Here is a 23,980-nt window from a genome sequence, read left to right as displayed (position 1 = left end):
GTTGATAATACTGTAATTAATCACAGTAAAAATCAGGCGCTATTCTCAGGCCGCAAAGACATCCGCCCTGCACTCATTAAAAGCCGACATGCCCCACCTCAAAATTGAATACACCGCCAATCTCGATCCTCAAGCTGACATGGGCGGGCTGTGCAAAGCGCTTGCGGGTGTGGTGACCGGGCTGAAGGATGACCAGGGTCAGCCGGTGTTTCCGCTGCACGGCACACGTGTGCTGGCTTACCCGGCGCCGCACCATGCCGTGGCCGACGGCCAGCCCGACCGTGCTTTTGTGTACCTGCACTTGCGCATCAAGGCCGGGCGCAGCGACGCTATTAAAAAGATAGCTGGTGACGCCCTTTTGGAAAGGGCAAAGGCCCATTTCGAACCTCTGTTCAAGACCACGCCCATCGGCATTACCGTGCAGATTGAAGAAGGCGTCGAGCACTACAACGCCATGCACAACAACCTGCAAACCTTTCTTGCCAAATGACGGTGCGGGTCTGCATCTACGGCGCGGGCGCCATCGGTGGCTGGCTCGCAGCAGGGCTTGCCACAGCGGGTTGCGACATCAGCGTGGTGGCTCGGGGTGACACCCTCCAAGCCCTGCATGCCCGTGGCCTGCGTTTGCAAACCGGTGACGGCGTACGCTCCGTCGCGGTGAAAGCCAGCCACAGTCCCTCAGAGCTGGGCGTGCAAGACCTGGTTGTTGTTGCGGTCAAGGCGCCGGCCTTGCTGGAGGTAGCTCGAAACATGGCGCCTCTGTTGGGCCCGAACACGACGGTACTGACAGCCATGAACGGCGTGCCGTGGTGGTTTTTTCAGAGGTTTGGTGGTGCTTATGAAGGCACGCAGCTGCAAGCTGTAGACCCGACCGGTGAAATCTCTGCGGCGATACCGGCGGCCAGTGTCATTGGCTGCGTGGTGCATGCCAGTTGCTCTGTAACGGAGCCCGGCATGGTGCGCCACCACTTCGGCAACAAATTGATCATCGGCGAACCGTCTGGCGACAAAACCGCGCGCGTGCAAGCGCTGGCAGCGCTGCTCGAGCGCGCCGGCCACGAGGTCGCGGTGTCGGAGCAGATCCAGAAAGACGCCTGGTACAAGCTCTGGGGCAACATGACCGTCAATCCGGTCAGCGCCATCACTGGGGCCACGACGGACCTCATTCTTGGCGACGAACTGGTGCGCAACTTCATCTCCAGCGTGATGCTGGAAGCCAAAGAGATAGGCGCACGCATTGGCATTCCGATTGATCAGCAGCCAGAAGACCGGCATGCGGTCACGCTCAAGCTGGGCGCCTTCAAAACATCCATGCTGCAGGACGTGGAGGCTGGCAAGGCGGTCGAACTCGATGCGCTGGTAACGGTGGTCAGGGAGCTGGGACAAATGACGCAGGTGCCGACACCTTTCACGGATGCCCTGCTGGGCTTAAGCCGGTTGCATGCGCGCGGGCGTGGGCTGTATTGATGGCAAGCGCTAAAGCCATCAGCGGGGCGGCCTTCGCCACCCTGCTGCTCATCGCCTTGATGATGGGCGCCAACCATGTGGCGGCGCGCCTGGCATTTAACAACGGCGTAGATGTGGCTACGGCTGTGGCCTTTCGCAGTGTGGTGACTGCACTGGTCGTCGCCGCACTGCTGGCCATCCAGCGGGTGAGGATCCGTTTCTCGCCACGTCACAAGCGAATCCTGCCGGTCATTGGCCTCTTGATTGCGGTGCAAAGCCTGTGCCTTTATTCATCCGTGGCGCGCCTGCCAGTGGCGCTGGCTTTGCTGGCCTTCAACACCTATCCCATCTGGACTGCCCTGTGGGACTGGCTGCTGTACCGCCGCACGCCGGAGCGCGCACTGATTCTCGCCATGCCGGTGATCCTGCTGGGTCTTGCGCTGGCGCTTGACGTCCTTGGCGCGGCATCGGGCCTGGGTGCTGCGGGTCAGTGGGGTCGCATTGGCACGGGTGTGGCTTTTGCACTGGCAGCAGCGGCCACCTTTGGCATCGCACTGGTGTTGACCCAGCATGAGGCCAGCGACGTGGACGGCCGCGTGCGCACGCTGACAACGATGACAACCGTCGGGCTGTTTGCACTGGTGGGTGTCGCTGTACAGGGTGGCTTTCATTTGCCCCAAGCTCCCGTTGGCTGGTGGGGTCTGGCCGCGCTGACCTTTCTGTACGGCACAGCCTTTACCATCATGTTCACCCTGCTGCCCAAGCTCGGCGTCGCCGGCAACTCGGCCATCATGAATGTCGAGCCGGTCTTTGCGCTGGTGCTGGCCTGGCTGATCTTGGGTCAAGCCATTGCGCCGGTGCAAGTAGCTGGCGCGCTTCTTGTGGTCGGTGCGGTTATGGCGCTGGGTCTTCGCAAGCGCTGACAACCGGATGCGGGTAAAGTGCGCTTCTTCCCGGCACTCCTCCACCATTCAGGAAACAAACATGAAACACATCGGCGTTATTGGCGCTTCTGGCCTGATGGGCCACGGCATTGCACGCAACCTGCTGGCCAAAGGTTTTGAAGTGAGCCTGACCGTGCATCGCAACACAGAGCGCGTCGCCGACTTACTGGTCGCAGGCGCCAAACAGGCACCCAATCATGCAAGCTTGGGCGACTGCGACGCCGTCATCATCTGCGTGACCGGCTCTCCCCAGGTTGAGCAGGCGCTGACAGGTCCGCAAGGCGTACTGACGCAAGCGCGCGCAGGTCTGGCCGTGATCGATACCTCCACCAGCGAGCCTGAATCCACACGCCGGTTGGCCGCGCTGTGCACTGAGCGCGGGGCCATCCTGGTGGACGCGCCGCTGGCTCGAACGCCTGTCGAGGCAGAGCTTGGCAAGCTCAACACCATGGTGGGGGCAGACCAGGCCGTGTTTGACAGCATTCGGCCGGTGCTGGAAGCTTATTGCGAAAACATTTTCCATGTGGGCGGGCCAGGCGCCGGGCACGTCATCAAGTTGCTCAACAACTTCATCGCCCAGGCCATCTGCACTGCGACTGCAGAGGCCTTTGCAGTGGGCGCCCTGGCTGGCATTCAACCGCAAAAGCTGGTTGAAGTGGTGTCAGCCGGCGGCGTCAATTCAGGCCTGTTTCAGGCGATGGCCAAAACTCTCAACGGGGACTTTTCGGGGCTGAAATTTGAACTCGACAACGCGCGCAAGGACCTGCGCTACTACACCCATCTTGCCGAGATGGTGAATGTGCCGTCGATTGTGGGCGGGGCCGTGCATCAAAGCCTGGCTACTGCAAGCGCCCTGGGTCAGGGAAAGAAGTTTGTCACCTCACTGGTAACGGCACAGGAAAAATTGACTGGCGCCAAAATCGTGCCGCAATAAAGCAGGCTTTAGCGAGCGCGTTAAGCCCGGATCAGCTTGACCGCCTGCGGCAGCGAATTCGCCGCAGGAATGAAATGGTCAATCGCAGCGCCCAGCGCGACTGCACACACGATCGCTCCCAGGAGCGGCTTCCACGTCAGGCGGATCGCCGCTGATAACCAGCCTTCACGGACCACCCGAACTGCCGTGCGTGCCGACACATAAGAAAAAGCCAGCTCTACCGCAACGGTCAGCAAGGCCTCCCAGCCAAAGTAAAGCAGCAGGAGCGAGCCCGCGCCAAAAAAGACAGCGCAGCCGACCAGGAAAATCGCGACCACGGGCACGACCACGATGGCACCTTCGTCGGCACCCGCCACAGCCTCAAGCGCACTACTTGCAACCTCCCCCACTCCTTCGGAAACGTCCGCCGCACCGGAAAAATCCGCTGACGCACCACCTCCGCCAAATTCACCGCCGCCGCCCGATCGGATGTCGGGCAGATCCGCGACGGTTGACCCACAATCCCCGCTCCTTCCAGAACCAGACACGGGCACATCCAAGGGGAAATCAAAATGGTCGGACCCGCGCCCGAGCAATGCCGCAGCCCAGATGCGCAGGACCAGAAGATAGGCCAGATAACCAATACCCAGGGTTGCCAAATAGCGCACGGCCAGCGAGTCTGATCCCATCAGCATCTGCAAATGGGATGCCGCCCACATCACGCCCAGCACGGTGGAGCCGATCAACATCCCGTGAAGCCATAGCCGATGACGCTTGCGCAGTTGCCTTTCGACCCTGGTTTCCCACAGCCGAACTGATCGCCAGTTCGACAGATTGATCATTCGGCCACGTCCACCGGCACTCGCGCGGCGAGTGCGCACATCAGCTCATATCCCACCGTCCCCGCCGCGTGTGCAATTTCGTCGATAGACAAAATTGCTCCGCTGCTGGCCCGGCCCCACAGCGTTACCTCAGAGCCCATCCCGGCATCAGGCACAGGCGTGAGATCTACCGTGAGCATGTCCATGCTCACGCGCGCCACCATGCGGGTACGAACACCGCCCACCAGAATGGGCGTGCCCGTGGTGCAATGCCGCGGGTAACCGTCGGCATAACCACAGGCCACCACACCGATGCGCATCGGCCCGTCTGCTGTAAAGCTCGAGCCGTATCCCACCGCGTCGCCAGCAACCAGATGCTGAACCGCGATGATTTCTGACGACAAGGTCATGGCCGGCAGCAAGCCCCAGTCGGCTGCGGATTTTTCAGGATAGTCGGGTGCGCTGCCGTAAACGGCAATGCCGGGTCGCACCCAGTCGGATTTTTCGCCGATGTCCGGAGAGTGCCGTAGAGTGGCTGCGCTGTTGCTGATGGTGCGCTCGCCGGGCAGATCGTGCGTCACGGCTTCAAACTTCTGCATTTGATGCGCAATACCCTTGGGGCCGTCAGCGTCGCTGAAATGGGTCATCAATGAAATTTCTTCCACCTGTGGCAGCGCATTAAGCCGCGTCCACGCTGCGCGGTAGCGCTCCGGCGTGAAGCCCAGCCGGTTCATGCCGGAGTTCATTTTGAGAAACACGCGGTGCGGCAGCTGTGTCTTGTGCGCGGCCAGCATGTCAATCTGCTCATCGCAATGAACGGTGTGCCAAAGTCCCAGACGTGAGCACAGCTCCAGATCCCGCAGCTCGAAGCAGCCTTCAAGCAACAGGATGGGGCCGCGCCAGTCCAGCGCGCGCAACCGCTGCGCCTCAGAAAAATCCAGCAGCGCAAAGCCGTCGGCAGCGCGCAAACCGTCGAAGGCGCGCTCAATGCCGTGCCCGTACGCATTGGCCTTGACGATGGCCCACACGCGTGCATCAGGCGCCGCGCTACGGCAGCGCGCAAGGTTGTGCCGAAGTGCTGCAGTGTGAATGGTGGCAAGAATGGGACGAGGCATGGCGGGCTGGATGTTACAAACGGACGACTGATCAGCGGACTTAACGCAGGCCTGTCAAGGGCTATTTATCGATTCTGCCACCCTGCCGCGTGCTATAAACCTTGATCCTCAGGAGACATTCACTTTTATCGATGTGTATCAGCACGACTGATGTGCACGCCCCGGTGATCAAAACAGTTTAATGAAGCGCGGTTTTTACACCATCATGGCGGCCCAGTTTTTCAGCTCGCTGGCTGATAACGCGCTGTTTGTCGCTGCCGTGGAATTGCTCCGGACGGGCGGCGCACCCAAGTGGCAACCGGCTGCACTGGTTCCCATGTTCGCGCTCTTTTATGTGGTGCTGGCGCCCTTTGTCGGCGCCTTTGCCGATGCGCAGCCCAAAGGCAAGGTCATGTTCATCAGCAACGCCATCAAGGTGGCGGGCTGCCTGCTCATGCTGTTTGGCACTCACCCGCTGGTGGCTTACGCCATCGTCGGCCTCGGCGCCGCTGCCTACTCCCCCGCCAAGTACGGCATCCTGACCGAGCTGCTGCCCGCCTCGCAACTGGTCAAGGCCAACGGTTGGATTGAAGGCTTGACCATAGCTTCCATCATCCTGGGCGTGCTGCTTGGCGGTCAACTGGTTGGGCATTCTGTCTCGCACCTGTTTTTGTCATTCGACTTTCCGATTTTCGCCACCGGCGTAGATACCCCGCCAGAAGCCGCCATTTGCGCGCTCATTATTCTGTACGCGGCCGCTGCCTGGTTCAACACACGCATCCCGCACACCGGCGTTGAAATGCGTGCCATGCCCCGCAACAAGCTGGAGTTGTTGCCCGACTTCTGGAACTGCAATGCGGCGCTGTGGCGCGACAAACTGGGGCAGATTTCGCTGGCGACCACCACGCTGTTCTGGGGCGTGTCGGGCAACCTGCGTTACATCGTGCTGGCCTGGAGTGCGGCCGCACTGGGCTACAGCACCACACAGGCATCGTCTTTGGTGGGCGTGGTGGCCATAGGCACTGCGGTGGGCGCCATCCTCGCATCCATGCGGATGCGGCTGGAGCACGCGACCATGGTCATGCCACTGGGCATTGCAATGGGCCTGCTGGTGATTCTGATGAACTTCATCACCAACGTCTGGGTGGCAGCACCATTCCTGATTTTGCTGGGCGGTCTGGGCGGCTTTCTGGTAGTACCCATGAACGCGCTGCTTCAGCACCGGGGCCACAACCTCATGGGCGCAGGGCGCTCGATTGCGGTGCAAAACTTTAACGAGCAGGCCTGCATTCTGGCGCTGGGCGCCGGCTACAGCCTGTCTACCGGCATGGGTCTCTCGGCGTTTGGCGCCATCACCGCTTTTGGCGTGGTTGTGGCCGGTTTCATGTGGCTGATCCAGCGCTGGCACAAAAGCAACTGTGTCAAACACAAAGAGCAGCTGGATCATCTCCTGACTATCGCGCGCAGCGACAACTCTCACTGATGCACAACGCCGGGCAGGTCTTGTCCCGATGGGGGCGGCGCTCCTTTGTTCCTTGCCGGCCTTACACATCATGACTCAACGAGCCTTGCTACTTGCAGCCGGCGCCCTGGTGGTCAACGCCTTGATCTGGGGCTTGTCCTGGTGGCCGTTTCGCGAGTTGCATTCGCTTGGACTGCATCCGCTGTGGGCCACCGCGCTGATCTTTGTTTTCTCACTCGCTTGCATCACGGTGTGGCGCCCCGGCGGCTGGGCCGTGTTTACAAAACACCCCCTGTTGTGGCTGCTGGCAGCGGGGGCAGGGTTCACCAATGTGGGCTTCAATTGGGCCGTCACCGTCGGCGACGTGGTGCGGGTGGTGCTGCTGTTTTACCTGATGCCGGCATGGTCCGTCTTGCTGGCCTGGGCGGTGCTGGGCGAGAAGCCCACACGGATGTCTTTGCTGCGCCTGCTGCTGGCCATGACGGGCGTCATCATTGTGCTCAAGTCGCCCGACTCGCCCTGGCCTGTCCCTAAAGATATTGCGGACTGGCTTGCACTGATGGGTGGGTTCAGTTTTGCCGTCACCAACGTACTGCTGCGCAAATTGCAGTACACACCCAGTGAGGCCCGCATGATCGCCATGTTTGGTGGAGGTGCGTTAACGGCCTCTGGCACGGCATGGCTGGGCATGACTTTGAGCGCCGTACCCGCACCGTTATGGAGCCTTTCGTGGATCTGGCTTGCACTGGGGCTTGGCCTGGCTTTTTTGATCAGCAACATGGCGCTGCAATACGGTGCGGCGCGGCTGGCCGCCAGCACCACGGCCATTGTGATGCTCACCGAGATTCTGTTTGCCAGCCTGTCCGCGGTGGCCCTGGGGGCGGCCGAGCTGAGCTCGCGCACGTTGCTTGGCGGCGGCCTGATCGTGCTTGCTGCTGCTTTGGCGGCGCTTGCACCACCGAGTAAATAGCCCCCACGCTTGTCACTTCGTGTACTGGGCTGCCCCACCCCGGGGGGCCGCTGCCCTGCGGACTGGCAAAGCCAGATCCGCGGCCCCTGCTTGAAGGGGAGAAAGCCCCCGCGCTTGCTTACTACAGTACAGTGGCAGCTCAACCAGGAGCACATCATGAGCAGCATTTACGACTTTGAAGCCCAGCAAATCAACGGGAAGAGCGTGGCCCTGTCCGAATTCAAAGGCAAGGTCCTCCTGATCGTCAACACCGCCAGCAAGTGCGGCTTTACGCCGCAATTTGGCGGTCTGGAAGATCTGCACAAGAGCTACACCGGGAAGGGCCTGGTGGTGCTGGGTTTCCCGTGCAATCAGTTTGGCTCGCAAGACCCGGGCGCCGATGGCGAGATTGCCGAGTTCTGTCAGGTCAACTACGGCGTGAGTTTTCCGATGATGGGAAAGATCGATGTCAACGGTCCGGCTGCCCACCCGCTGTACAAGTGGCTGTCGTCCGAAGCGCCGGGGCTGCTGGGCAGCAAGTCGATCAAATGGAACTTCACCAAGTTCCTGATCGGTAAAGACGGACAGGTGATCCGCCGCTATGCGCCAACAGACAAGCCGGCTGATCTGGCAAAGGACGTCGAAACCGCGCTCGCCGCCTGACGCTGGCGTAGACCCCCGCGTGGGCAAGCGGCATCAGTAATTCCCGCGCATCCCACTCACGCCTGTTGATTCAACGCCTCGTCCAGAACCTCTATCCAGTGTTTGACGGGTGTGGCTGTGCCACTCTGCAAATGCGTGATGCAGCCGATGTTGGCCGAGACAATCACGTCGGGTGACATATCGCCCAGGTGTCCGAGCTTGCGGTCACGCAATTGGTAAGCCAGTGCCGGATTCAGTACCGAATACGTTCCTGCAGAGCCGCAGCACAGGTGCGGTTCACTGCTGGTGGTCTTGACCTGAAAGCCCATTTCGCCAAGGTATTTTTCAACCCCGCCCCGTAGCTGCTGGCCGTGCTGCAATGTGCAGGGTGGATGAAACGCGATGGCCGCTGCACTGCCTTTCACCTTGCCTCTCAAAGCGGGTGTCAGCTCAGGCAGCACTTCACTCAGGTCGTGGGTAAGCTCGCTGATGCGTGCTGCCTTGACTGCGTATGCTGCATCATCTTTCAGGATGTAGCCATACTCCTTGACGGTGACACCACAGCCTGAGGCATTCATGACGATGGCCTCAACCCCCGCGCCTTTACCGGCCTCTACATGCGGCCACCAGGCATCAATGTTGCGGCGCATTTCGGCTTTGCCACCGTCCTGATCGTTCAGGTGAAACTTCACGGCGCCGCAGCAGCCGGCTTTGGGTGCGACCACGGTTTCAATCCCCGCCGCATCGAGCACGCGCGCAGTGGCGCTGTTGATGTTAGGCATCATGGCCGGCTGCACGCAACCCGCGAGCATCAGCATTTTGCGGCTGTGCGTGCGCACCGGCCAGCTGCCCGCTTTTTGCGGAGGCGGTACCTTGGCTTGCAGGGTCGCGGGCAACATGCCGCGCACTGCCTGACCCAGTTTCATGGCCGGCGCAAACAGCGGCGAAGGCAAGCCTTCCTTTAGCGCCCAGCGCAGAACTTTTTCACCCACGGGCCGCGGCACACTCTCATCCACCAGCTTGCGGCCTATGTCCACCAGATGGCCGTATTGCACGCCACTCGGGCAGGTGGTTTCGCAATTGCGGCAGGTCAGACAACGATCCAGATGCATCTGCGTCTTGCGCGTCGGCGTCTCGCCTTCCAGCACCTGCTTGATCAGGTAGATGCGTCCGCGCGGGCCGTCGAGCTCATCGCCGAGCAGCTGGTAAGTGGGACAGGTGGCCGTGCAAAACCCGCAGTGCACACACTTGCGCAAAATCGCTTCGGCAGCCTGGCCATCAGCGGTGTTTTTGAATTCGGGGGCGAGCTTGGTTTGCATCAGAAGTCCGGGTACATACGACCACGATTAAAAATGCCTGCCGGATCGAATTCGCGCTTGAGTTGGCGGTGAATCCGGTCCAGTGGCGGTTTTAATGCATTAAATCGGCCATTGGCCCTTATTCCGCGGGCGGGAGATGCTATGAAAAGAGTAGCGCTACCGCCGACTGCGCCTGCTGCGGCGCGAATACGTTGTCCGTCTTCCGGCGCGGCGCGGACCCAGCGCTCCGCCCCATGCCACTCCACCAGCGGCTGCTCGGGCAAATCGAGCACCGGCGCCGTTTGCGGCACTGACAGGCGCCACAGATCACGATCTCCGCGCTCCACAAACCAGGGCAGCTTCTGGTCACGGCAAAGTGTCCAGTCCGGGGCCACCGCCGCGTTGTCCAGGCGATCGCCGCCCATGGTCTTGCAGGCGGCCTCCACAGCAGCCACCGCACCGCGCAAGCGCAGGTAAAGGGTTGCCGCACCCGCGTCGTCAACCCAGCAGCTGGCATTGAGCGGCAAAGGATGTGCACCCCAAGCGTTAAGTTGCTTCAACGCCTGCGACTGGCTCATGGCAAATTTCAGCGTGGCCTCGGCCGGCGCCATCGGAACCACTTTCAGGCTCACTTCCACAATCAGGCCGAGTGTGCCTAGCGCCCCCACCAACAGACGCGAGACGTCATAACCCGCCACATTTTTCATGACCTGCCCGCCAAACGTGAGCAACTCGCCTTTGCCGTTGAGCAGGGTCACGCCGAGAACGTAGTCGCGCACCGCGCCCACGCTGGCGCGCGCGGGCCCACTCAGCCCGGCAGCAACCATGCCGCCCACCGTGGCGCCTCCGGCGAAATGCGGTGGCTCAAAAGGAAGGCACTGGCCGCTGGCGGCAAGTAGAGCTTCAAGTTCAGCCAGCGGTGTGCCGGCCTTGACCGTGACCACCAGCTCCGTTGGCTCGTAGCTGGTGATGCCATTCAGGCTTGCGGTTTCAAGCAGCGCACCAGCCGCAGGCTCGCCATAAAAGTCCTTGCTCCCCCCACCCCGAATGCGCAGCGGGGTGCTGTCGGCTGCAGCGGCCTGCACCCGGTCGATGATGTGTTGAAGCGCTGGATCCATGGGCCCGATGGTACGGTGGTCTTCGAGATGGCAGTTTGATTTTTTTGAACAGCGCCCGTTCGCTTTTTTATCGCAGGGCCGTGGCGCCTAACGCCATGGCCGCGTCAGTCAACGAAAAAATTGACCGGTAAACCGGGCACATCGACCCGCATGGAAAACACGCAGCCCGACTGCGGCATGGCTTCAAGCTCGGCAGCCGGTCGGCCGTGGCGGGCGGTGGTCAGGTACAACGTCTTTAAATCGTCACCGCCAAAGCAGGGCATGGTGGGGCATAGCGCAGGCGTCGCGATGTCTGCCAGCACCTCACCATCAGGGGAAAGTTTGAGCACGCGTCCGCCTTCAAACATGGCGACGTAGTAGTTGCCCTCGACATCCACTGCGGCACCGTCGGGCCGCCCGCCGTAACCCGGCGCGCCCGGCTGCCAGCCTGGGGGTTTGGGTGGAAACTGTTTGAACACGCGGCCATGTTGCATCGCGTTGGTCGCCGCATCCCAGTCCCATGCGCGTATGACATGCGCGGTGGTGTCGGTCCAGTAAACCGTGCGGTTGTCTGGCGACCAGGCCAGGCCATTGGCTATGGTGGCGTTGTCGGCCTTCAGCTCAAATGCTGGGGCCTGACCATCACGGCAATCCATTGAAAAGAGCTGCGCTGCGGCTTTGTCGCGCGGCTCATACATGCTGCCAGCCCAAAAGCGACCTTGGGTGTCGCACTTTCCGTCGTTGAAACGCGTGGTCGCGGTGTCGTATCCGGCAACGATCAGTTGGGTCATTTGGCCGCCCCAGTCACGCGCACGGTAGATGCCGTCGCGCAGAGCCACCACCAGTCCGCCCCCGCGCGCTGGCGCAATACAGCCGGGCTCGGTGTGCATGGCCCAGCTTTCCACCGTACCCATAAAGACGTTGCAGCGGTGGATTTTCCGGCCCGGAATATCCACCCAGTAAAGCATCTGTTCATCCGGGTGCCAAAAAGGTGATTCGCCCAGTTCACTGGGCTGCCCAACCACGGTTTGCCATTGCATCGTCATCAAATATGCTCCACTTGAATACTCATCTGCGCACTCATCGATTCGCCTGGCGCCAGCACGCGGATGCCGAGTTCCTCAGCCTGCAAGGCCGACCCCTCCAGCAGGTTGATGGCGTTGTTGACATGACTCACCGGCTCAATCGCTACAAAGTCACGCGTTGCGTTGGTAAACACCACCAGTCGGTTCAAGTTGGAACTGATCCGGGTAGACAACGCCTCGTCACGCAGGTGCACGACGCCACTCCAGCCTTCGAAGCAATGATCCACGTCCAACGACGCGCAGTCCTGCCGCAATCCGCGCGATGGTTCGCGGTGGGTTGGCAATTTTTCGTCGCTCATTTCCCAGCGCCCCGTCGCTTCAAACATGACATGGCTGCGGCTGCGCTTGACAAAATAAGGGTGCCATCCCAGTCCCGCAGGCGCCGGAGTGGAGGCTTGATTGGTCATGCTGAGTGTCAGCTCCAATTGATTGCCGTTCAGTCGAAAAGTTTGTGAGGCGTCGAAGGCAAAGGGCCAGGACGCGTCTGCCCTGTGCTCACAGGCGAGCATCAAAAGGCCTTCGTTCTGGTCCAGCACCTGCCACGGGCGCTGCCAGCCCAGTCCATGAATGGCATGTGGTTCGGGCGCGTTGTTCTGCACCAGGGGGTGGCTGGTGCCCTGCCATTTCAAGGTGGCATGGCCGATACGGTTGGAATACGGCACCAGGGGGTAACTGCCGGCTTGGCGCGCAGTCACCAGCTGCGCAGCCGGCGTAGAGCGCAAAACGGGTGTGTCACCCAGCCACAGGCCCGCAATACAGCCCCCCAGCCCGGGCTTGATTTCGCAGCGCAGGCTGCCACTGGACAGGATGATGGAATCGGTCATGCTGCCATTGTGCATCGACCCTTTCACAGGCCGTTTCGTAACCGATATCTACCTGACAAAAAAAATGGCCCGCAAGAACCTGGGTTCTTGCGGGCCAAACATCCAAAGGAGATTTTCGCTGTTGTAACTCTTGCCCATGGCTGCGCGGCAGCCACGGTGTATACCGATTAACGGCTGTACGCAGTCTCGCCGTGAGAGGTGATGTCCAGACCTTCGCGCTCGTCTTCTTCATTGACGCGCAAACCGATGGTCATGTCCACAATTTTGTAGGCGATGAAGGAAACAACGCCGGACCACACGACTGTGATCAGCACGGCTTTGAGCTGGACCCAGACCTGGCTGACGATCGAGTAATCCGCTGCAGTAACCATGGTCACCGTGACCCAGTCGGCCACATAACCGGGGCCACCCAGGCTTGGTGAATTGAACACGCCGGTCAGCAACGCGCCGAGGATACCGCCAATGCCGTGCACGCCGAAGACGTCGAGGGAGTCGTCCGCACCCAACATTTTCTTCAGGCCATTGACACCCCAGAGGCAGGCGAAACCAGCGATCAAGCCGATGATCAGGCCGCCGCCGATGCCGACGTTGCCGGCTGCCGGCGTGATGGCCACAAGGCCAGCCACTGCACCCGACGCAGCACCCAGCATGGAGGCTTTGCCGCGCATCAGCGCTTCACCCACGCACCAGGCCAGCACCGCAGCCGCCGTGGCACCCAGGGTGTTGATGAAGGCCAGTGCGGCAAACCCGTTGGCTTCCAGCGCAGAACCGGCGTTGAACCCGAACCAGCCCACCCACAGCAGGGCCGAACCAACCATGGTCAGTGTCAGGCTGTGCGGGGCCATTGCTTCCTTGCCGTAACCGATACGCTTGCCAACCATATAGGCGCCGACCAGGCCCGCCACAGCGGCATTGATGTGCACGACGGTACCCCCAGCGAAATCAAGCGCGCCCGATTGCCAGATGTAACCAGCTTTGGACGTCATCTGCTCAGCGACTTCCTTGGCGGTATAAGCATCAGGACCCATCCAGAACCAGACCATGTGCGCGATCGGTGCATAGCTGAAGGTGAACCAGATCACCATGAACATCAGCACAGCGGAGAACTTCATGCGCTCCGCAAACGCGCCAACAATCAGTGCGCAAGTGATGCCGGCAAACGTGGCCTGGAAGGCTGCGAAGATAATTTCGGGAATCACGACGCCCTTGCTGAAGGTGGCTGCGTTGGCAAACGTGCCCGCGGCATTGTCCCAAACACCTTTCATGAACAGGCGGTCGAATCCTCCAAAGAAGGCGTTGCCCTCCGTGAAGGCCAGGCTGTACCCGTAGATAAACCACAGCACAACGATCATCGAGAAGGTGACCATGACCTGCATCAGCACCGACAGCATGTTTTTGCTGCGGACCAGACCGCCATAGAACAGGGCGAGTCCTGGGATGGTCATCAAAATGACCAGCATGGTAGAGACCATCATCCAGGCGGTGTCGCCCTTGTTGGGCACGAGCGCCGGAGCGGCTGCGGCCGCCGGGGCGGCGGGGGTTGCTGCAGCGGGAGCCGCGGCAGCGGCAGGGGTTTCTGCAGGCGCGGCAACGGCGGGAGCTGCGGGTGCAGCCGCCTCAGAAGCTGCTGGCGCAGCAGCAGGAGCCTGCGCGAGGACCGCGGTGGCACCGCTGAACAGGCTGAATCCCAATACAAGGGAAGCGAGTAGTTTTTTCATGTCTTGTTCTCTCTAGGGTTGGTGCCTTACAGCGCTTCTTTGCCGGTCTCGCCGGTACGGATACGCACAACCTGCTCCAGGTTGTAGACAAAGACCTTGCCGTCGCCAATCTTGCCGGTGCGGGCTGCGCCCTCAACGGCTTCGATGACGCGGTCCACCAGGTCGTCGGATACGGCGGCTTCAATTTTGACCTTGGGCAAAAAATCGACAACGTACTCAGCGCCGCGGTACAACTCGGTGTGCCCTTTCTGGCGACCAAATCCCTTGACTTCAGTAACGGTGATGCCCTGCACGCCAATGCCGGACAGGGCCTCACGGACCTCATCGAGCTTGAACGGTTTGATAATGGCGGTGACGAGTTTCATTTGTTCTCCTTTGCCTCAGCTTTCAAGCCGTGTTATTTCAGAAAGTTTTCTTGATGGACAGGACCAAGCCATCTTTGGCAAGGTCACGGGTACCCGAGCCAGGCAGGGTGTAGGGGGCGCCTAACCCGTTGGTGCCAACCGCTGCCAGGCTGATCACCAAACCGTCGATGTCTTTGTTGACGGCCAGAGAATAGTCCGTATAGGAATTGCCATTTTTGATTTTCTGTGCGCCGATGTGCGGCACGATGGACCAGCCGGAACCCAGGTCAAAATTGGCGCTGAGGTCTAGGTAGCCGCTGTTTTTGCTGTTGGCCGTTCCAAACAGGTTGGTCGTGGCATGGGAATATTTGGCGGTAACGACACCAAAGGTAAGGGCGCCGTAGAGCTCGAAGGTGTTAGGACTGACAAAACCAGCCGTCTTCTTCATGTTGTTGCCGGCATACCAGTAGTAGAGGCCGCCGACGTCGTAACCTACGCCTTCGGCGAGGGACCCCTTGTAGCCGCCGTAAAAGTCGATTTCAATTGGGCCTTTGGTTGTGCTTGGACTTGTCGAATCCTTGATCCAGGTGATGGTCGAAGCCCAAGTACCCAAGTAGAAACCGCTTTTGTGGGCGTAATCGATTCCGCCGTTTAGCGCGGGCTTTTTGCCAGACTGGGATATGCCGCGATAGCGGTAGTCGGAGGTGGCCCCCACGTTATAAGAAAGGGTGTAGTCCGGTGCAGGGGCTGCGGTTTGGGCAAAGGCAGAACCTGCCAGGGCAAGTACCATGACCAGCATTGATTTTTTGGCGGCTGAATTCATTGAAGGCTCCATGGAGAATTAAAAGAGGAATTGGACGACTTGAACCGTAAGCATGGAGCGTGCCAAAATTTGTAGGCATTAACTCCTTCATAGTCGCGAGAAGGGAGTCTCGCGTTTGAACTGAAATAAATACAAGAAGCACCGAAAGCGTGCACTCGCACGCGCTCAGTTTTGGTGCAATCAACGTAGGAGATACAAATGAGCCTGTCTTTAGTGCGGAGCCGAGCCTTGCTTGGGATGCAAGCGCACCCGGTGTGCGTTGAAGTACACTTGGCCAATGGCTTACCCAGCTTCACTTTGGTGGGGCTGGCCGAAACCGAAGTGAAGGAGGCCAGAGAGCGGGTCCGTTCAGCCATTCAAAACACGGGGCTTGAGTTTCCAAGCAACAAACGGATCACCGTTAATCTCGCCCCGGCCGATTTGCCCAAGGATTCTGGAAGATTCGACTTGCCCATCGCCCTGGGGATTCTGGCGGCCAGCGGTCAGCTCGACGCGCGCAAGCTGGAAGGCCACGAATTTGCAGGGGAACTTTCACTGGGCGGAGAGCTTAGAGCCATCCGCGGTGCTCTGGCGATGAGCCTGGCTTTGCCCGAACAGGCACCGGGGCAAGCCCCTCCCAAACTGGTGCTCCCCGAAGGCAGCGCCCAGGAAGCCGCGCTCGTGCCGCAGGCCGAGGTTTATCGGGCGCACCACTTGCTCGATGTGGTCAGGCAGTTTTTGCCGGGTGACGCACCGCCCGAACCGACAGAAGGCTGGCTCAAACTGGAGGCCATCGCCGCTCCGGGCGCCGCCACATACCCTGATCTGTCTGATGTGAAAGGCCAAGCTGCGGCCAAACGCGCCCTGGAGATTGCCGCGGCTGGCGGACATAGCCTCTTGATGATGGGCGCGCCAGGCTCGGGCAAGTCGATGTTGGCCCAGCGATTCGCGGGCTTGCTGCCCGCCATGAGCCCTGAGGAGGCGCTGCAAAGTGCGGCGATTGCCTCGCTAAGCGGCCGTTTCTCACTGGATCAATGGGCTGTGCGACCGACGCGATCTCCGCATCACACTGCCAGCGCGGTGGCACTGGTGGGCGGCGGATCCCCCCCAAGGCCGGGCGAAATCTCTTTGGCGCACCACGGCGTGCTGTTTCTGGACGAACTCCCCGAGTTCCCACGTGCTGCCCTGGAAGCCCTGCGCGAGCCATTGGAATCGGGAAACATCACCATCTCACGCGCCGCCCAGCGTGCGGAGTTTCCGGCGCGCTTTCAGTTGATTGCCGCCATGAACCCCTGCCCATGTGGATACCTTGGCTCCTTGCTACGCGCCTGTCGCTGCTCGCCCGACCAGGTGTCGCGCTACCAGGGCAAGCTCAGCGGGCCTCTAATGGACCGCATTGACCTGCATGTGGAAGTGGGATCCCTGGCTGCGGACGACCTGGTCAATGCCCCGCCCGGCGAAAGCACAGACAGCATTCGCCAGCGAGTGGTGGCTGCGCGCGCGAGGGCGATCAACCGTCAAGGAATGCCAAACCAGGCGATGCAGGGTGATGTCATTGATGCGCAGTGCCAGCTGGACGAGGCGTGCGCAAAGTTTCTCAACACCGCTGCTGCCCGCCTGGGGTGGTCGGGACGGAGCATTCATCGCTGCCTCAAGGTCGCCCGCACCATTGCCGACCTCGCCGGCGCGTCGACCGTGCAGCTGACCCATGTGGCGGAGGCAGTGCAATACCGTCGCGTGCTCAAGGCGGCTCAATAAAAGTTGTTATTGCTACTGACTTGCGCAGAGAAACTTCCGACCCGTTCAGGACTGCGCGTCAGCTGATTCAGCCTGTTAGCGATCGTTGTATCCGGTTTGTTGTTGATGCACGGGCTGGGCCAGCGGGGCGGGTGCACGATAGGTCACGCCATCGTTGGCCCGAATGCCAGAACCGTCAACTGTCACGCGGCTGCCAACCGCCGGCGCCTGAGGCACTTCTACGACACGGCGTGAGCCGTCTTCCATGCGTACACCCACCTGGTAAACCGTTTCCTTGCGCACGTGTTTTTCAATCGCGTTGCCGGCAAAACCACCGCCGACAGCACCGATCACCGTGGCCACGGCCCGACCATTACCGTGGCCCACCTGGTTGCCCAGTACCGCACCCAGAACGCCACCAGCCACCGTTCCGACACCGACGCCCGATGGCTTGGTGGAGCGCTCGATCGGCGTGACGGACTCAACGGATCCACATGTCGCGCACACCTGAACAACAGGGGCCGGGGCTGGCGGGTAGTAGGGCGCAGGTGCCGTAGAGGCCCGCGCATAACTGGGCGCAGACGCTGGTTTAGGCACTGGCTTGGCAATTTTTTTGGCAGGGGCGGGCGCAGGCTTGGGAGCGGCGGCGGCTGGTTTTTCTACGAGATCATCCGCCGCATTGCCTTGTGTGTAGGCCGCCACTTTGGGCATGGTGGACTGGGTGGTCGCACCTAGTGTGGTGGTGGGCGCCGGGGTGCGCTGCTGGTAGATCATGGTGGCGCCCATGGCCAGAACCGCGACGCCAAGAATGCCTACCGCGGCCCACAGGGGCTTGCTGGAGGGGGAGGCTGCCTGCAAACCAGGTTGAGGATTGTCGATAGAGGTGTTCATGGCTTTTCTTCCTGTAAAAATATTCCTGAAGGGTCATCATCAGGACTTCGAACATTGCGTCGTGCGAGCCCGGGCTTGATCACACACTGGGGGACATCCAGGCACGCTGCCCTTCTGTAACGCCTTCCAAACCCCGAAGGTACACACCGCCGGGTAAAACGCGGTGTGCATGGCGTAAAGCCGTGCCAAGCCGCGGTAAAGGCAGGGTAAAGCGGCTCGAAGCTTGTGGCCAATTCACGCCCGGCAACGTGTTAACTCCACAAACGCTAGGATCGCTGCATGAAAAATCAACGCCAAGTCCTCTTCCTCACCGCTTCCACCCGGGAAGCTCCAGAAGATGGCGGCCATATTGGCAATACCGAATGGCTGGCCAGGCAGGCGGCCAAGGGTTTAACCGCCGGCACACCAGAAACCTGGCACCACTTGTCCCGCATGCAGCTGCCGATGTTTGTAGACCAGCGTCACACCACCGGCCAGTACGACATGCCCAGCGGCGACATGAAAACCCTGCTTGATGCGACCATGGCCGCGACCGACATCGTGTTTGTCGCGCCCGTCTACTGGTACAGCATCCCCGCGCCACTAAAAATCTATCTGGACCACTGGAGCGGGTGGATGCGCGTGCCTGGGCTGCCTTTCAAGGAGCAGATGGGTGGCAAAACTCTGTGGCTCATCGCCACCAGCGGCGACCGTACCAAAGCACAACCCATGATCGACTCCGTCAGGCTGTGCGCACAGTTCCTGTCCATGACTTATGGCGGTGAGCTTTGGGGCAAAGGCGGGCCACCCGATACGGTGAAGACGGATACCGAAGCCGTGGCTCAAGCCGCCACGTTTTTGGTTGCCTGAGTGCTCCGGCTGAAGCGCTTACAGATTGGGCGCCAGCAAACGCTGCAAATCTTCGGCTTTTGCCCCGCGACGTTTGGCAAGATCCTGCAACTGATCGTCCCCAATCTTTCCGACGTTGAAGTAAACGCTGTCGGGATGGCTGAGATAAAACCCGCTGACGCTCGCCGCGGGCGTCATGGCCAGACTGCTCGTCAGCGCCATGCCAATGTCGGCGGCCTGTAGCAACGCAAACATCTCCTGCTTGACGCTGTGATCCGGACAAGCCGGATAGCCCGGGGCCGGGCGTATGCCCCGATATTTCTCCCCGATCATCTCTTCGGTGCTGAGAGACTCTGTGGATGCATAGCCCCATAAATCCTGCCTCACCCTTTTATGCAGGGCTTCGGCGAAAGCTTCGGCAAGCCGATCCGCAAGGGCCTTGAGCATGATGGACGAATAGTCGTCGTTGTCATCATTGAAGTACTTTTCTTTCTTCTCGGCACCCAGCCCCGCCGTGACGGCAAACAGTCCGATGTAATCCTGAAGAGCTGAACCTTTCGCGCCCTTGGGCGCCACAAAATCGGCAAGACAGCGACTGGGGCGCATCACACCATCGATCGCCGTTTTTTCCGACTGCTGGCGCAGACCGTACCAGGTCATGGCAATTTGGGAGCGCGTCTCATCGGTATAAATTTCAATGTCATCACCCACGCTGTTGGCCGGATAAAGACCAACCACGCCACTGGCCGTCAGCCAGCGGCCTTCAACCAGACGCTTGAGCATGCGCTGGGCATCGGCATACACACGAACAGCCTCGGTGCCCACCACCTCGTCTTTGAGAATCGCCGGAAAAGGGCCAGCGAGATCCCAGGTCTGGAAGAAGGGCCCCCAGTCGATGTAATTCGCCAGCTCCGCCAGATCGAAATTCTTGAACACCCGTCGGCCAATGAACTTGGGAGCTGGCGGTGTGTAATGCGCCCAATCCATCGGCGTCGCGTTTGCACGGGCTTTGGCCAGTGACCACATCGGCGTTTGCTTCTTGTTGGCGTGCTGGGTCCTCACCTTTTCGTAGTCGGTATTCAGCTCGTCGATGTATTTGGCCGCCTGGTCAGACAGCAGGCTTTGCGCCACGCTGACGCTGCGTGAGGCGTCGGGGACGTAGACCACGGGCCCTTCGTAATGCGGAGAAATCTTGACCGCTGTGTGAACCCTTGAGGTGGTGGCGCCGCCTATCATCAACGGGATTTTCTTGATGCGGAAGTGATCGTCCTTTTGCATCTCACCCGCCACGTACTGCATTTCTTCCAGGCTGGGCGTGATCAGCCCGGACAAGCCGACGATGTCCGCACCTTCAACCTTGGCACGCGCCAGAATTTCGTGGCATGGCACCATCACGCCCATGTTGACCACGTCAAAGTTGTTGCACTGCAAAACCACCGTGACGATGTTTTTGCCGATGTCATGCACATCGCCCTTGACGGTGGCGATGATGATCTTGCCCTTGGATTTGACATCGCCGCCTGCGGCTTCAAGCAGCAGTTTTTCGGCTTCAATATAGGGGAGCAGATGCGCAACAGCCTGCTTCATCACGCGGGCGCTTTTTACCACCTGCGGCAAAAACATCTTGCCCTGACCAAACAGGTCGCCGACGACGTTCATGCCATCCATCAGCGGGCCTTCAATGACGTGCAACGGACGCCCGCCCTCAGCTTTGATGGACTGCCAGACTTCTTCCGTATCCACAACGATGTGTTCGTTCATGCCGTGCACCAAGGCATGCGACAAGCGCTGGCGCACCGGCAGGGCGCGCCATTCGTTTTTCTTGCTGTCGTCTTTGGCGCCGCTTTTTGCCGTCTCGGCGACTTCAATCAGACGCTCGCTTGGCGTTAGTTCAGGCTCACCCGGTTTGTGGACCGGCGTGCGATTCAGCACCACGTCTTCCACCCGTTCACGCAAGGTGGGTTCCAGGTCGTCGTACACGCCGACCATGCCGGCGTTAACGATGCCCATGTCCATGCCGGCCTGAATCGCGTGGTACAGAAACACGGTGTGAATCGCTTCGCGCACCGGGTCGTTGCCGCGGAAAGAAAAGCTCACATTCGACACGCCGCCCGACACCTTGGCGCCCGGCAGGTTGGCCTTGATCCAGCGCGTCGCGTTGATGAAATCCACAGCGTAGTTGTTGTGCTCTTCAATCCCGGTTGCGATCGCAAAAATGTTGGGGTCGAAGATGATGTCTTCTGGCGGAAAGTCCAGCTCGTCCACCAGCACACGGTAAGCGCGCTCGCAGATTTCGATTTTTCGCTCGTAGGTGTCGGCCTGGCCCTGTTCATCAAAAGCCATGACCACAGCAGCTGCGCCATACCGCTTGAGCAACTTGGCTTGGTGCTTGAAAGGCTCAAGCCCTTCTTTCATGGAAATGGAGTTGACGATGCCTTTGCCCTGAATGCAGCGCAGGCCGGCTTCAATGACGCTCCATTTGGAGCTGTCGATCATGATGGGCACGCGCGCGATATCGGGTTCGCTGGCGATCAGGTTCAGGAAGCGAACCATGGCGGCCTGGCTGTCCAGCATGGCCTCGTCCATGTTGATGTCGATGATCTGCGCACCGTTTTCAACCTGCTGGCGCGCCACGACCAGAGCCTGCTCGTACTCGCCATTGAGAATCATGCGGGCAAAAGCCTTGGAGCCGGTCACATTGGTGCGCTCACCGATGTTGACAAACAGGCTGCCTGCGTCAATGGCGACCGGCTCCAGGCCGGACAGTTTCATGGGGGGAACGTGAACTTCGGACATTGACTCACCTTGGATAAGGAAGCTTTAAACAAGCTTCCTGAGGTGAGCGCCGTTGCATAGGCAGGCCGCAGGCACTGCTGTCACCCAAGCCTGACGAAACATGGGTTTCGCTGCAACGCTCCTTGGGTTGCGATTATTTTAAACCAAGGATCGCAGCAGACATGGGGTCATCAGGCTGTCAACCGGGTCAGGGCTTCCTGGTATTTGGCCGCCGTCTTTTCAATCACGTCTTGCGGCACTTGAGGCGCAGGTGGTGTCTTGTCCCAGGGCTTGCCATTGATTTGTGTTTGCTCCAGCCAATCACGAACAAACTGTTTGTCGTAGCTGGGCGGGTTGCTGCCTTCAGCAAAGGCCTGCTCATAACCCTCGACCGGCCAATAGCGCGATGAGTCCGGCGTCAGCACCTCGTCCATCAGCGTCAAAGTACCCTGCTCGTCGAGGCCGAATTCGAACTTGGTGTCGGCAATGATGATCCCCTTGGTCAGCGCGAAAGCCGCAGCGGTTTCGTAAATGCGGATGCTGATGTCGCGGATCTGCTCAGCAAGTTCAGGCCCCACCACCTTGACCATCTGTTCGTAGCTGATGTTTTCATCATGCTCGCCGACTGCGGCCTTGGCCGCGGGCGTAAAAATGGGCTGCGGCAATTTGCTCGCATTTTTGAGGCCAGCAGGCAAAGACACGCCGCAGACAGACTGGCTCTCCTGGTATTCCTTCCAGCCGCTGCCGGCAAGGTAGCCACGCACCACCGCCTCGACAGGCAAGGGCTTCAGGCGCTTGACCAGCATGGAGCGATCTCTGACCAGCGCAACTTCAGCGGCAGAGACCACGGTTTCGGGCGACTCGCCGGTTAGGTGGTTTGGGCAAATCGCACCAAGCTTGTCAAACCAGAACAGCGCCATCTGCGTCAGAAGCACGCCTTTGCCCGGGATCGGCTCGCCCATGATGACGTCGAACGCACTGAGCCGGTCACTCGCAACCATAAGCAACCGGTCCTTGCCAACGGCGTAGTTGTCACGAACCTTCCCGCGCGCGAGCAGTGGCAGGGAGGTCAGGGCGGAGGTGTGCAGGGCAGTGGTCATGGTGGCTTGTGAATGCAAAAGGCCCGCGCAACTCACGGCGAGTTGCCTGCGGGCCTTTAATTATCGCTAATGGAACTAGTGAACGACTTGAGCCAGTTCACCCTTGGCGTAACGCGCAGCCACAACCTGCAACGTGTCGCCCTTGATTTTCGCACCCTGACCTTCACAACCGAACTCGATGTAACGCTGTTTGCAGATGGCCTTGGCGGCCTCGCGTGCGGGCTTGAGCCATTCGCGGGCGTCAAATTTTTCGGGATTTTCGGCCAGAAACTTGCGCACGGCGGCAGTCATGGCGAGGCGGATGTCGGTATCAATGTTGATCTTGCGCACGCCGTGTTTGATGGCTTCCTGAATCTCCTCGACAGGAACGCCGTAGGTTTCTTTCATGTTGCCGCCGTACTGGCGAATGACGGCCAGCAGATCCTGCGGAACGGAAGAAGAACCGTGCATCACCAGATGGGTCCCGGGAATGCGGCGGTGGATTTCCTTGATGCGCTCAATGGCAAGAATGTCGCCCGTGGGCTTGCGCGTGAATTTGTAAGCGCCGTGGCTGGTGCCGATGGCAATGGCGAGGGCATCGATCTGGGTTTGCCTGACAAAGTCGGCCGCTTGCTCAGGATCGGTGAGCAACTGTTCGCGCGTCATGGTGGCGTCTGTGCCGTGGCCATCTTCCTTGTCGCCCTTCATGGTTTCCAGTGAACCGAGGCAACCTAGTTCGCCTTCAACGGTGACGCCCACTTTATGCGCCAGTTGCGCCACTTTCCGCGTGACGTCCACGTTGTACTCGTAGCTGGCAATGGTTTTGCCGTCGCCTTCTAGGGAGCCGTCCATCATCACCGAGGAAAAACCGAGGTTGATGGCGCCCTGGCACACATCCGGGTTCTGACCGTGATCCTGGTGCATGACCAGAGGAATTTGCGGATACATCTCGATCGCGGCCTGGATCAGGTGCTTGATAAAAGCCTCCCCTGCATATTTGCGCGCACCGGCGCTGGCCTGCAGGATCACGGGAGCGCCGGTTTCTTTGGCGGCCTCCATGACGGCTTGCACCTGCTCAAGGTTGTTGACGTTAAAAGCTGGAATGCCGTAGCCGTTGAGTGCCGCATGGTCCAGCAGCTCGCGCATGGAAACGAGTGCCATAGATAGATCCCCGGGGAAGTTGGTAACTGGTTGGTAACTGCCCACATTTTAGCGGCAGCGACCTATGTCC

The 23,980-nt window shown here is 60.1% G+C and carries 22 protein-coding genes and 1 riboswitch; of the genes, 9 read left to right on the top strand and 13 right to left on the bottom strand.

Going from position 1 to position 23,980, the window contains the following annotated elements:
* Window positions 1-88 precede the first annotated feature (88 nt).
* The 4 genes from VE934_RS08670 (at window position 89) to VE934_RS08655 (ending at window position 3,324) form a co-directional block, all read left to right on the top strand.
* Complete coding sequence (locus VE934_RS08670; protein WP_324886405.1) at window positions 89-490, top strand: 5-carboxymethyl-2-hydroxymuconate isomerase; 402 nt, start codon at window positions 89-91, stop codon at window positions 488-490.
* A gap of 2 nt (window positions 491-492) precedes the next feature.
* Window positions 493-1,467 (top strand): 2-dehydropantoate 2-reductase, encoded by a 975-nt coding sequence (locus VE934_RS08665; RefSeq protein WP_324886435.1) that lies wholly within the window; start codon window positions 493-495, stop codon window positions 1,465-1,467.
* Window positions 1,467-2,369 (top strand): DMT family transporter, encoded by a 903-nt coding sequence (locus VE934_RS08660; RefSeq protein WP_324886404.1) that lies wholly within the window; start codon window positions 1,467-1,469, stop codon window positions 2,367-2,369. Before VE934_RS08665 ends, VE934_RS08660 begins: the two co-directional genes overlap by 1 nt.
* A 61-nt stretch (window positions 2,370-2,430) precedes the next feature.
* On the top strand, window positions 2,431-3,324 hold the full coding sequence (locus VE934_RS08655) for an NAD(P)-dependent oxidoreductase (RefSeq protein WP_324886402.1): 894 nt from the start codon (window positions 2,431-2,433) through the stop codon (window positions 3,322-3,324).
* 20 nt (window positions 3,325-3,344) lie between these two features.
* Here the strand turns inward: VE934_RS08655 and VE934_RS08650 are convergent, their stop codons facing one another.
* Window positions 3,345-4,145: a hypothetical protein gene (locus tag VE934_RS08650; protein WP_324886400.1), complete on the bottom strand. Its 801-nt coding sequence runs from the start codon at window positions 4,143-4,145 to the stop codon at window positions 3,345-3,347.
* Window positions 4,142-5,239, bottom strand: a complete 1,098-nt coding sequence (gene alr / locus VE934_RS08645) for an alanine racemase (RefSeq protein ID WP_324886398.1) — start codon at window positions 5,237-5,239, stop codon at window positions 4,142-4,144. The genes VE934_RS08650 and alr overlap by 4 nt, the downstream gene beginning before the upstream one ends.
* 181 nt (window positions 5,240-5,420) lie before the next feature.
* Between alr and lplT the strand changes: the two genes are divergently transcribed.
* From lplT to VE934_RS08630, 3 genes are all read left to right on the top strand, one after another.
* Complete coding sequence (gene lplT, locus VE934_RS08640) at window positions 5,421-6,701, top strand: lysophospholipid transporter LplT (RefSeq protein ID WP_324886396.1); 1,281 nt, start codon at window positions 5,421-5,423, stop codon at window positions 6,699-6,701.
* A 70-nt stretch (window positions 6,702-6,771) separates the two neighbouring features.
* Entirely contained in the window at window positions 6,772-7,650 is an 879-nt protein-coding gene (locus VE934_RS08635) for a DMT family transporter (RefSeq protein ID WP_324886394.1), read from the top strand.
* Between the two features lie 156 nt (window positions 7,651-7,806).
* Window positions 7,807-8,292 carry a glutathione peroxidase gene (locus VE934_RS08630; RefSeq protein ID WP_324886392.1) on the top strand — a complete coding sequence of 162 codons (486 nt, stop codon included), beginning with the start codon at window positions 7,807-7,809 and terminating at the stop codon, window positions 8,290-8,292.
* A 56-nt stretch (window positions 8,293-8,348) separates the two neighbouring features.
* Here the strand turns inward: VE934_RS08630 and glcF are convergent, their stop codons facing one another.
* The 7 genes from glcF to VE934_RS08595 all read right to left on the bottom strand — a co-directional run bounded on the left by glcF (window position 8,349) and on the right by VE934_RS08595 (window position 15,460).
* Window positions 8,349-9,590: a glycolate oxidase subunit GlcF gene (glcF, locus tag VE934_RS08625; RefSeq protein WP_324886390.1), complete on the bottom strand. Its 1,242-nt coding sequence runs from the start codon at window positions 9,588-9,590 to the stop codon at window positions 8,349-8,351.
* Window positions 9,590-10,687, bottom strand: coding sequence for a glycolate oxidase subunit GlcE (gene glcE / locus VE934_RS08620; protein ID WP_324886388.1), 1,098 nt, complete (start codon window positions 10,685-10,687; stop codon window positions 9,590-9,592). Before glcE ends, glcF begins: the two co-directional genes overlap by 1 nt.
* Window positions 10,688-10,791: 104 nt before the next feature.
* A complete protein-coding gene (locus VE934_RS08615; RefSeq protein WP_324886433.1) occupies window positions 10,792-11,706 on the bottom strand; it encodes an SMP-30/gluconolactonase/LRE family protein in 915 nt (304 codons plus the stop codon).
* 5 nt (window positions 11,707-11,711) lie between these two features.
* Window positions 11,712-12,575, bottom strand: a complete 864-nt coding sequence (locus tag VE934_RS08610; protein ID WP_324886386.1) for an aldose 1-epimerase — start codon at window positions 12,573-12,575, stop codon at window positions 11,712-11,714.
* 167 nt (window positions 12,576-12,742) lie between these two features.
* Window positions 12,743-14,293 carry an ammonium transporter gene (amt, locus tag VE934_RS08605; RefSeq protein ID WP_324886384.1) on the bottom strand — a complete coding sequence of 517 codons (1,551 nt, stop codon included), beginning with the start codon at window positions 14,291-14,293 and terminating at the stop codon, window positions 12,743-12,745.
* 26 nt (window positions 14,294-14,319) lie between these two features.
* On the bottom strand, window positions 14,320-14,658 hold the full coding sequence (glnK, locus tag VE934_RS08600; RefSeq protein WP_007873831.1) for a P-II family nitrogen regulator: 339 nt from the start codon (window positions 14,656-14,658) through the stop codon (window positions 14,320-14,322).
* Window positions 14,659-14,695: 37 nt separating this feature from the next.
* A complete protein-coding gene (locus VE934_RS08595) occupies window positions 14,696-15,460 on the bottom strand; it encodes a TorF family putative porin (protein WP_324886379.1) in 765 nt (254 codons plus the stop codon).
* A gap of 198 nt (window positions 15,461-15,658) precedes the next feature.
* On the opposite strand from VE934_RS08595, the gene VE934_RS08590 reads away from it, so the two are divergent.
* Window positions 15,659-17,197, top strand: coding sequence for a YifB family Mg chelatase-like AAA ATPase (locus VE934_RS08590; RefSeq protein ID WP_324886377.1), 1,539 nt, complete (start codon window positions 15,659-15,661; stop codon window positions 17,195-17,197).
* Window positions 17,198-17,272: 75 nt separating this feature from the next.
* Here the strand turns inward: VE934_RS08590 and VE934_RS08585 are convergent, their stop codons facing one another.
* A complete protein-coding gene (locus VE934_RS08585; RefSeq protein WP_324886375.1) occupies window positions 17,273-18,067 on the bottom strand; it encodes a glycine zipper 2TM domain-containing protein in 795 nt (264 codons plus the stop codon).
* Window positions 18,068-18,346: 279 nt separating this feature from the next.
* On the opposite strand from VE934_RS08585, the gene VE934_RS08580 reads away from it, so the two are divergent.
* On the top strand, window positions 18,347-18,916 hold the full coding sequence (locus tag VE934_RS08580) for an NAD(P)H-dependent oxidoreductase (protein WP_324886373.1): 570 nt from the start codon (window positions 18,347-18,349) through the stop codon (window positions 18,914-18,916).
* Window positions 18,917-18,934: 18 nt separating this feature from the next.
* On the opposite strand, the gene metH is transcribed toward VE934_RS08580, so the two are convergent.
* From metH to fba, 3 genes are all read right to left on the bottom strand, one after another.
* Window positions 18,935-21,691: a methionine synthase gene (gene metH, locus VE934_RS08575; protein ID WP_324886371.1), complete on the bottom strand. Its 2,757-nt coding sequence runs from the start codon at window positions 21,689-21,691 to the stop codon at window positions 18,935-18,937.
* Window positions 21,692-21,728: 37 nt separating this feature from the next.
* A riboswitch (S-adenosyl-L-homocysteine riboswitch) is annotated at window positions 21,729-21,821 on the bottom strand.
* 40 nt (window positions 21,822-21,861) lie between these two features.
* Entirely contained in the window at window positions 21,862-22,770 is a 909-nt protein-coding gene (locus VE934_RS08570; protein ID WP_324886368.1) for a phosphoribosylaminoimidazolesuccinocarboxamide synthase, read from the bottom strand.
* 75 nt (window positions 22,771-22,845) lie between these two features.
* Window positions 22,846-23,910, bottom strand: a complete 1,065-nt coding sequence (fba, locus tag VE934_RS08565; protein WP_324886366.1) for a class II fructose-bisphosphate aldolase — start codon at window positions 23,908-23,910, stop codon at window positions 22,846-22,848.
* Between the last annotated feature and the right edge of the window lie 70 nt (window positions 23,911-23,980).

The sequence above is a fragment of the Polaromonas sp. genome (genome assembly GCF_035638815.1).
Classification (GTDB): Bacteria; Pseudomonadota; Gammaproteobacteria; order Burkholderiales; family Burkholderiaceae_C; genus Polaromonas.
This window is presented reverse-complemented; position numbering and strand designations above follow the sequence as displayed.

Bases quoted from the DNA above. Each gene is read 5' to 3' on its own strand.
- VE934_RS08670 (WP_324886405.1), top strand. From the start codon at position 89: ATGCCCCACCTCAAAATTGAATACACCGCCAATCTCGATCCTCAAGCT.
- VE934_RS08660 (WP_324886404.1), top strand. From the start codon at position 1,467: ATGGCAAGCGCTAAAGCCATCAGCGGGGCGGCCTTCGCCACCCTGCTG.
- VE934_RS08655 (WP_324886402.1), top strand. From the start codon at position 2,431: ATGAAACACATCGGCGTTATTGGCGCTTCTGGCCTGATGGGCCACGGC.
- VE934_RS08650 (WP_324886400.1), bottom strand. From the start codon at position 4,145: ATGATCAATCTGTCGAACTGGCGATCAGTTCGGCTGTGGGAAACCAGG.
- alr (WP_324886398.1), bottom strand. From the start codon at position 5,239: ATGCCTCGTCCCATTCTTGCCACCATTCACACTGCAGCACTTCGGCAC.
- lplT (WP_324886396.1), top strand. From the start codon at position 5,421: ATGAAGCGCGGTTTTTACACCATCATGGCGGCCCAGTTTTTCAGCTCG.
- VE934_RS08635 (WP_324886394.1), top strand. From the start codon at position 6,772: ATGACTCAACGAGCCTTGCTACTTGCAGCCGGCGCCCTGGTGGTCAAC.
- VE934_RS08630 (WP_324886392.1), top strand. From the start codon at position 7,807: ATGAGCAGCATTTACGACTTTGAAGCCCAGCAAATCAACGGGAAGAGC.
- glcF (WP_324886390.1), bottom strand. From the start codon at position 9,590: ATGCAAACCAAGCTCGCCCCCGAATTCAAAAACACCGCTGATGGCCAG.
- glcE (WP_324886388.1), bottom strand. From the start codon at position 10,687: ATGGATCCAGCGCTTCAACACATCATCGACCGGGTGCAGGCCGCTGCA.
- VE934_RS08615 (WP_324886433.1), bottom strand. From the start codon at position 11,706: ATGCAATGGCAAACCGTGGTTGGGCAGCCCAGTGAACTGGGCGAATCA.
- VE934_RS08610 (WP_324886386.1), bottom strand. From the start codon at position 12,575: ATGACCGATTCCATCATCCTGTCCAGTGGCAGCCTGCGCTGCGAAATC.
- amt (WP_324886384.1), bottom strand. From the start codon at position 14,293: ATGAAAAAACTACTCGCTTCCCTTGTATTGGGATTCAGCCTGTTCAGC.
- glnK (WP_007873831.1), bottom strand. From the start codon at position 14,658: ATGAAACTCGTCACCGCCATTATCAAACCGTTCAAGCTCGATGAGGTC.
- VE934_RS08595 (WP_324886379.1), bottom strand. From the start codon at position 15,460: ATGAATTCAGCCGCCAAAAAATCAATGCTGGTCATGGTACTTGCCCTG.
- VE934_RS08590 (WP_324886377.1), top strand. From the start codon at position 15,659: ATGAGCCTGTCTTTAGTGCGGAGCCGAGCCTTGCTTGGGATGCAAGCG.
- VE934_RS08585 (WP_324886375.1), bottom strand. From the start codon at position 18,067: ATGAACACCTCTATCGACAATCCTCAACCTGGTTTGCAGGCAGCCTCC.
- VE934_RS08580 (WP_324886373.1), top strand. From the start codon at position 18,347: ATGAAAAATCAACGCCAAGTCCTCTTCCTCACCGCTTCCACCCGGGAA.
- metH (WP_324886371.1), bottom strand. From the start codon at position 21,691: ATGTCCGAAGTTCACGTTCCCCCCATGAAACTGTCCGGCCTGGAGCCG.
- VE934_RS08570 (WP_324886368.1), bottom strand. From the start codon at position 22,770: ATGACCACTGCCCTGCACACCTCCGCCCTGACCTCCCTGCCACTGCTC.
- fba (WP_324886366.1), bottom strand. From the start codon at position 23,910: ATGGCACTCGTTTCCATGCGCGAGCTGCTGGACCATGCGGCACTCAAC.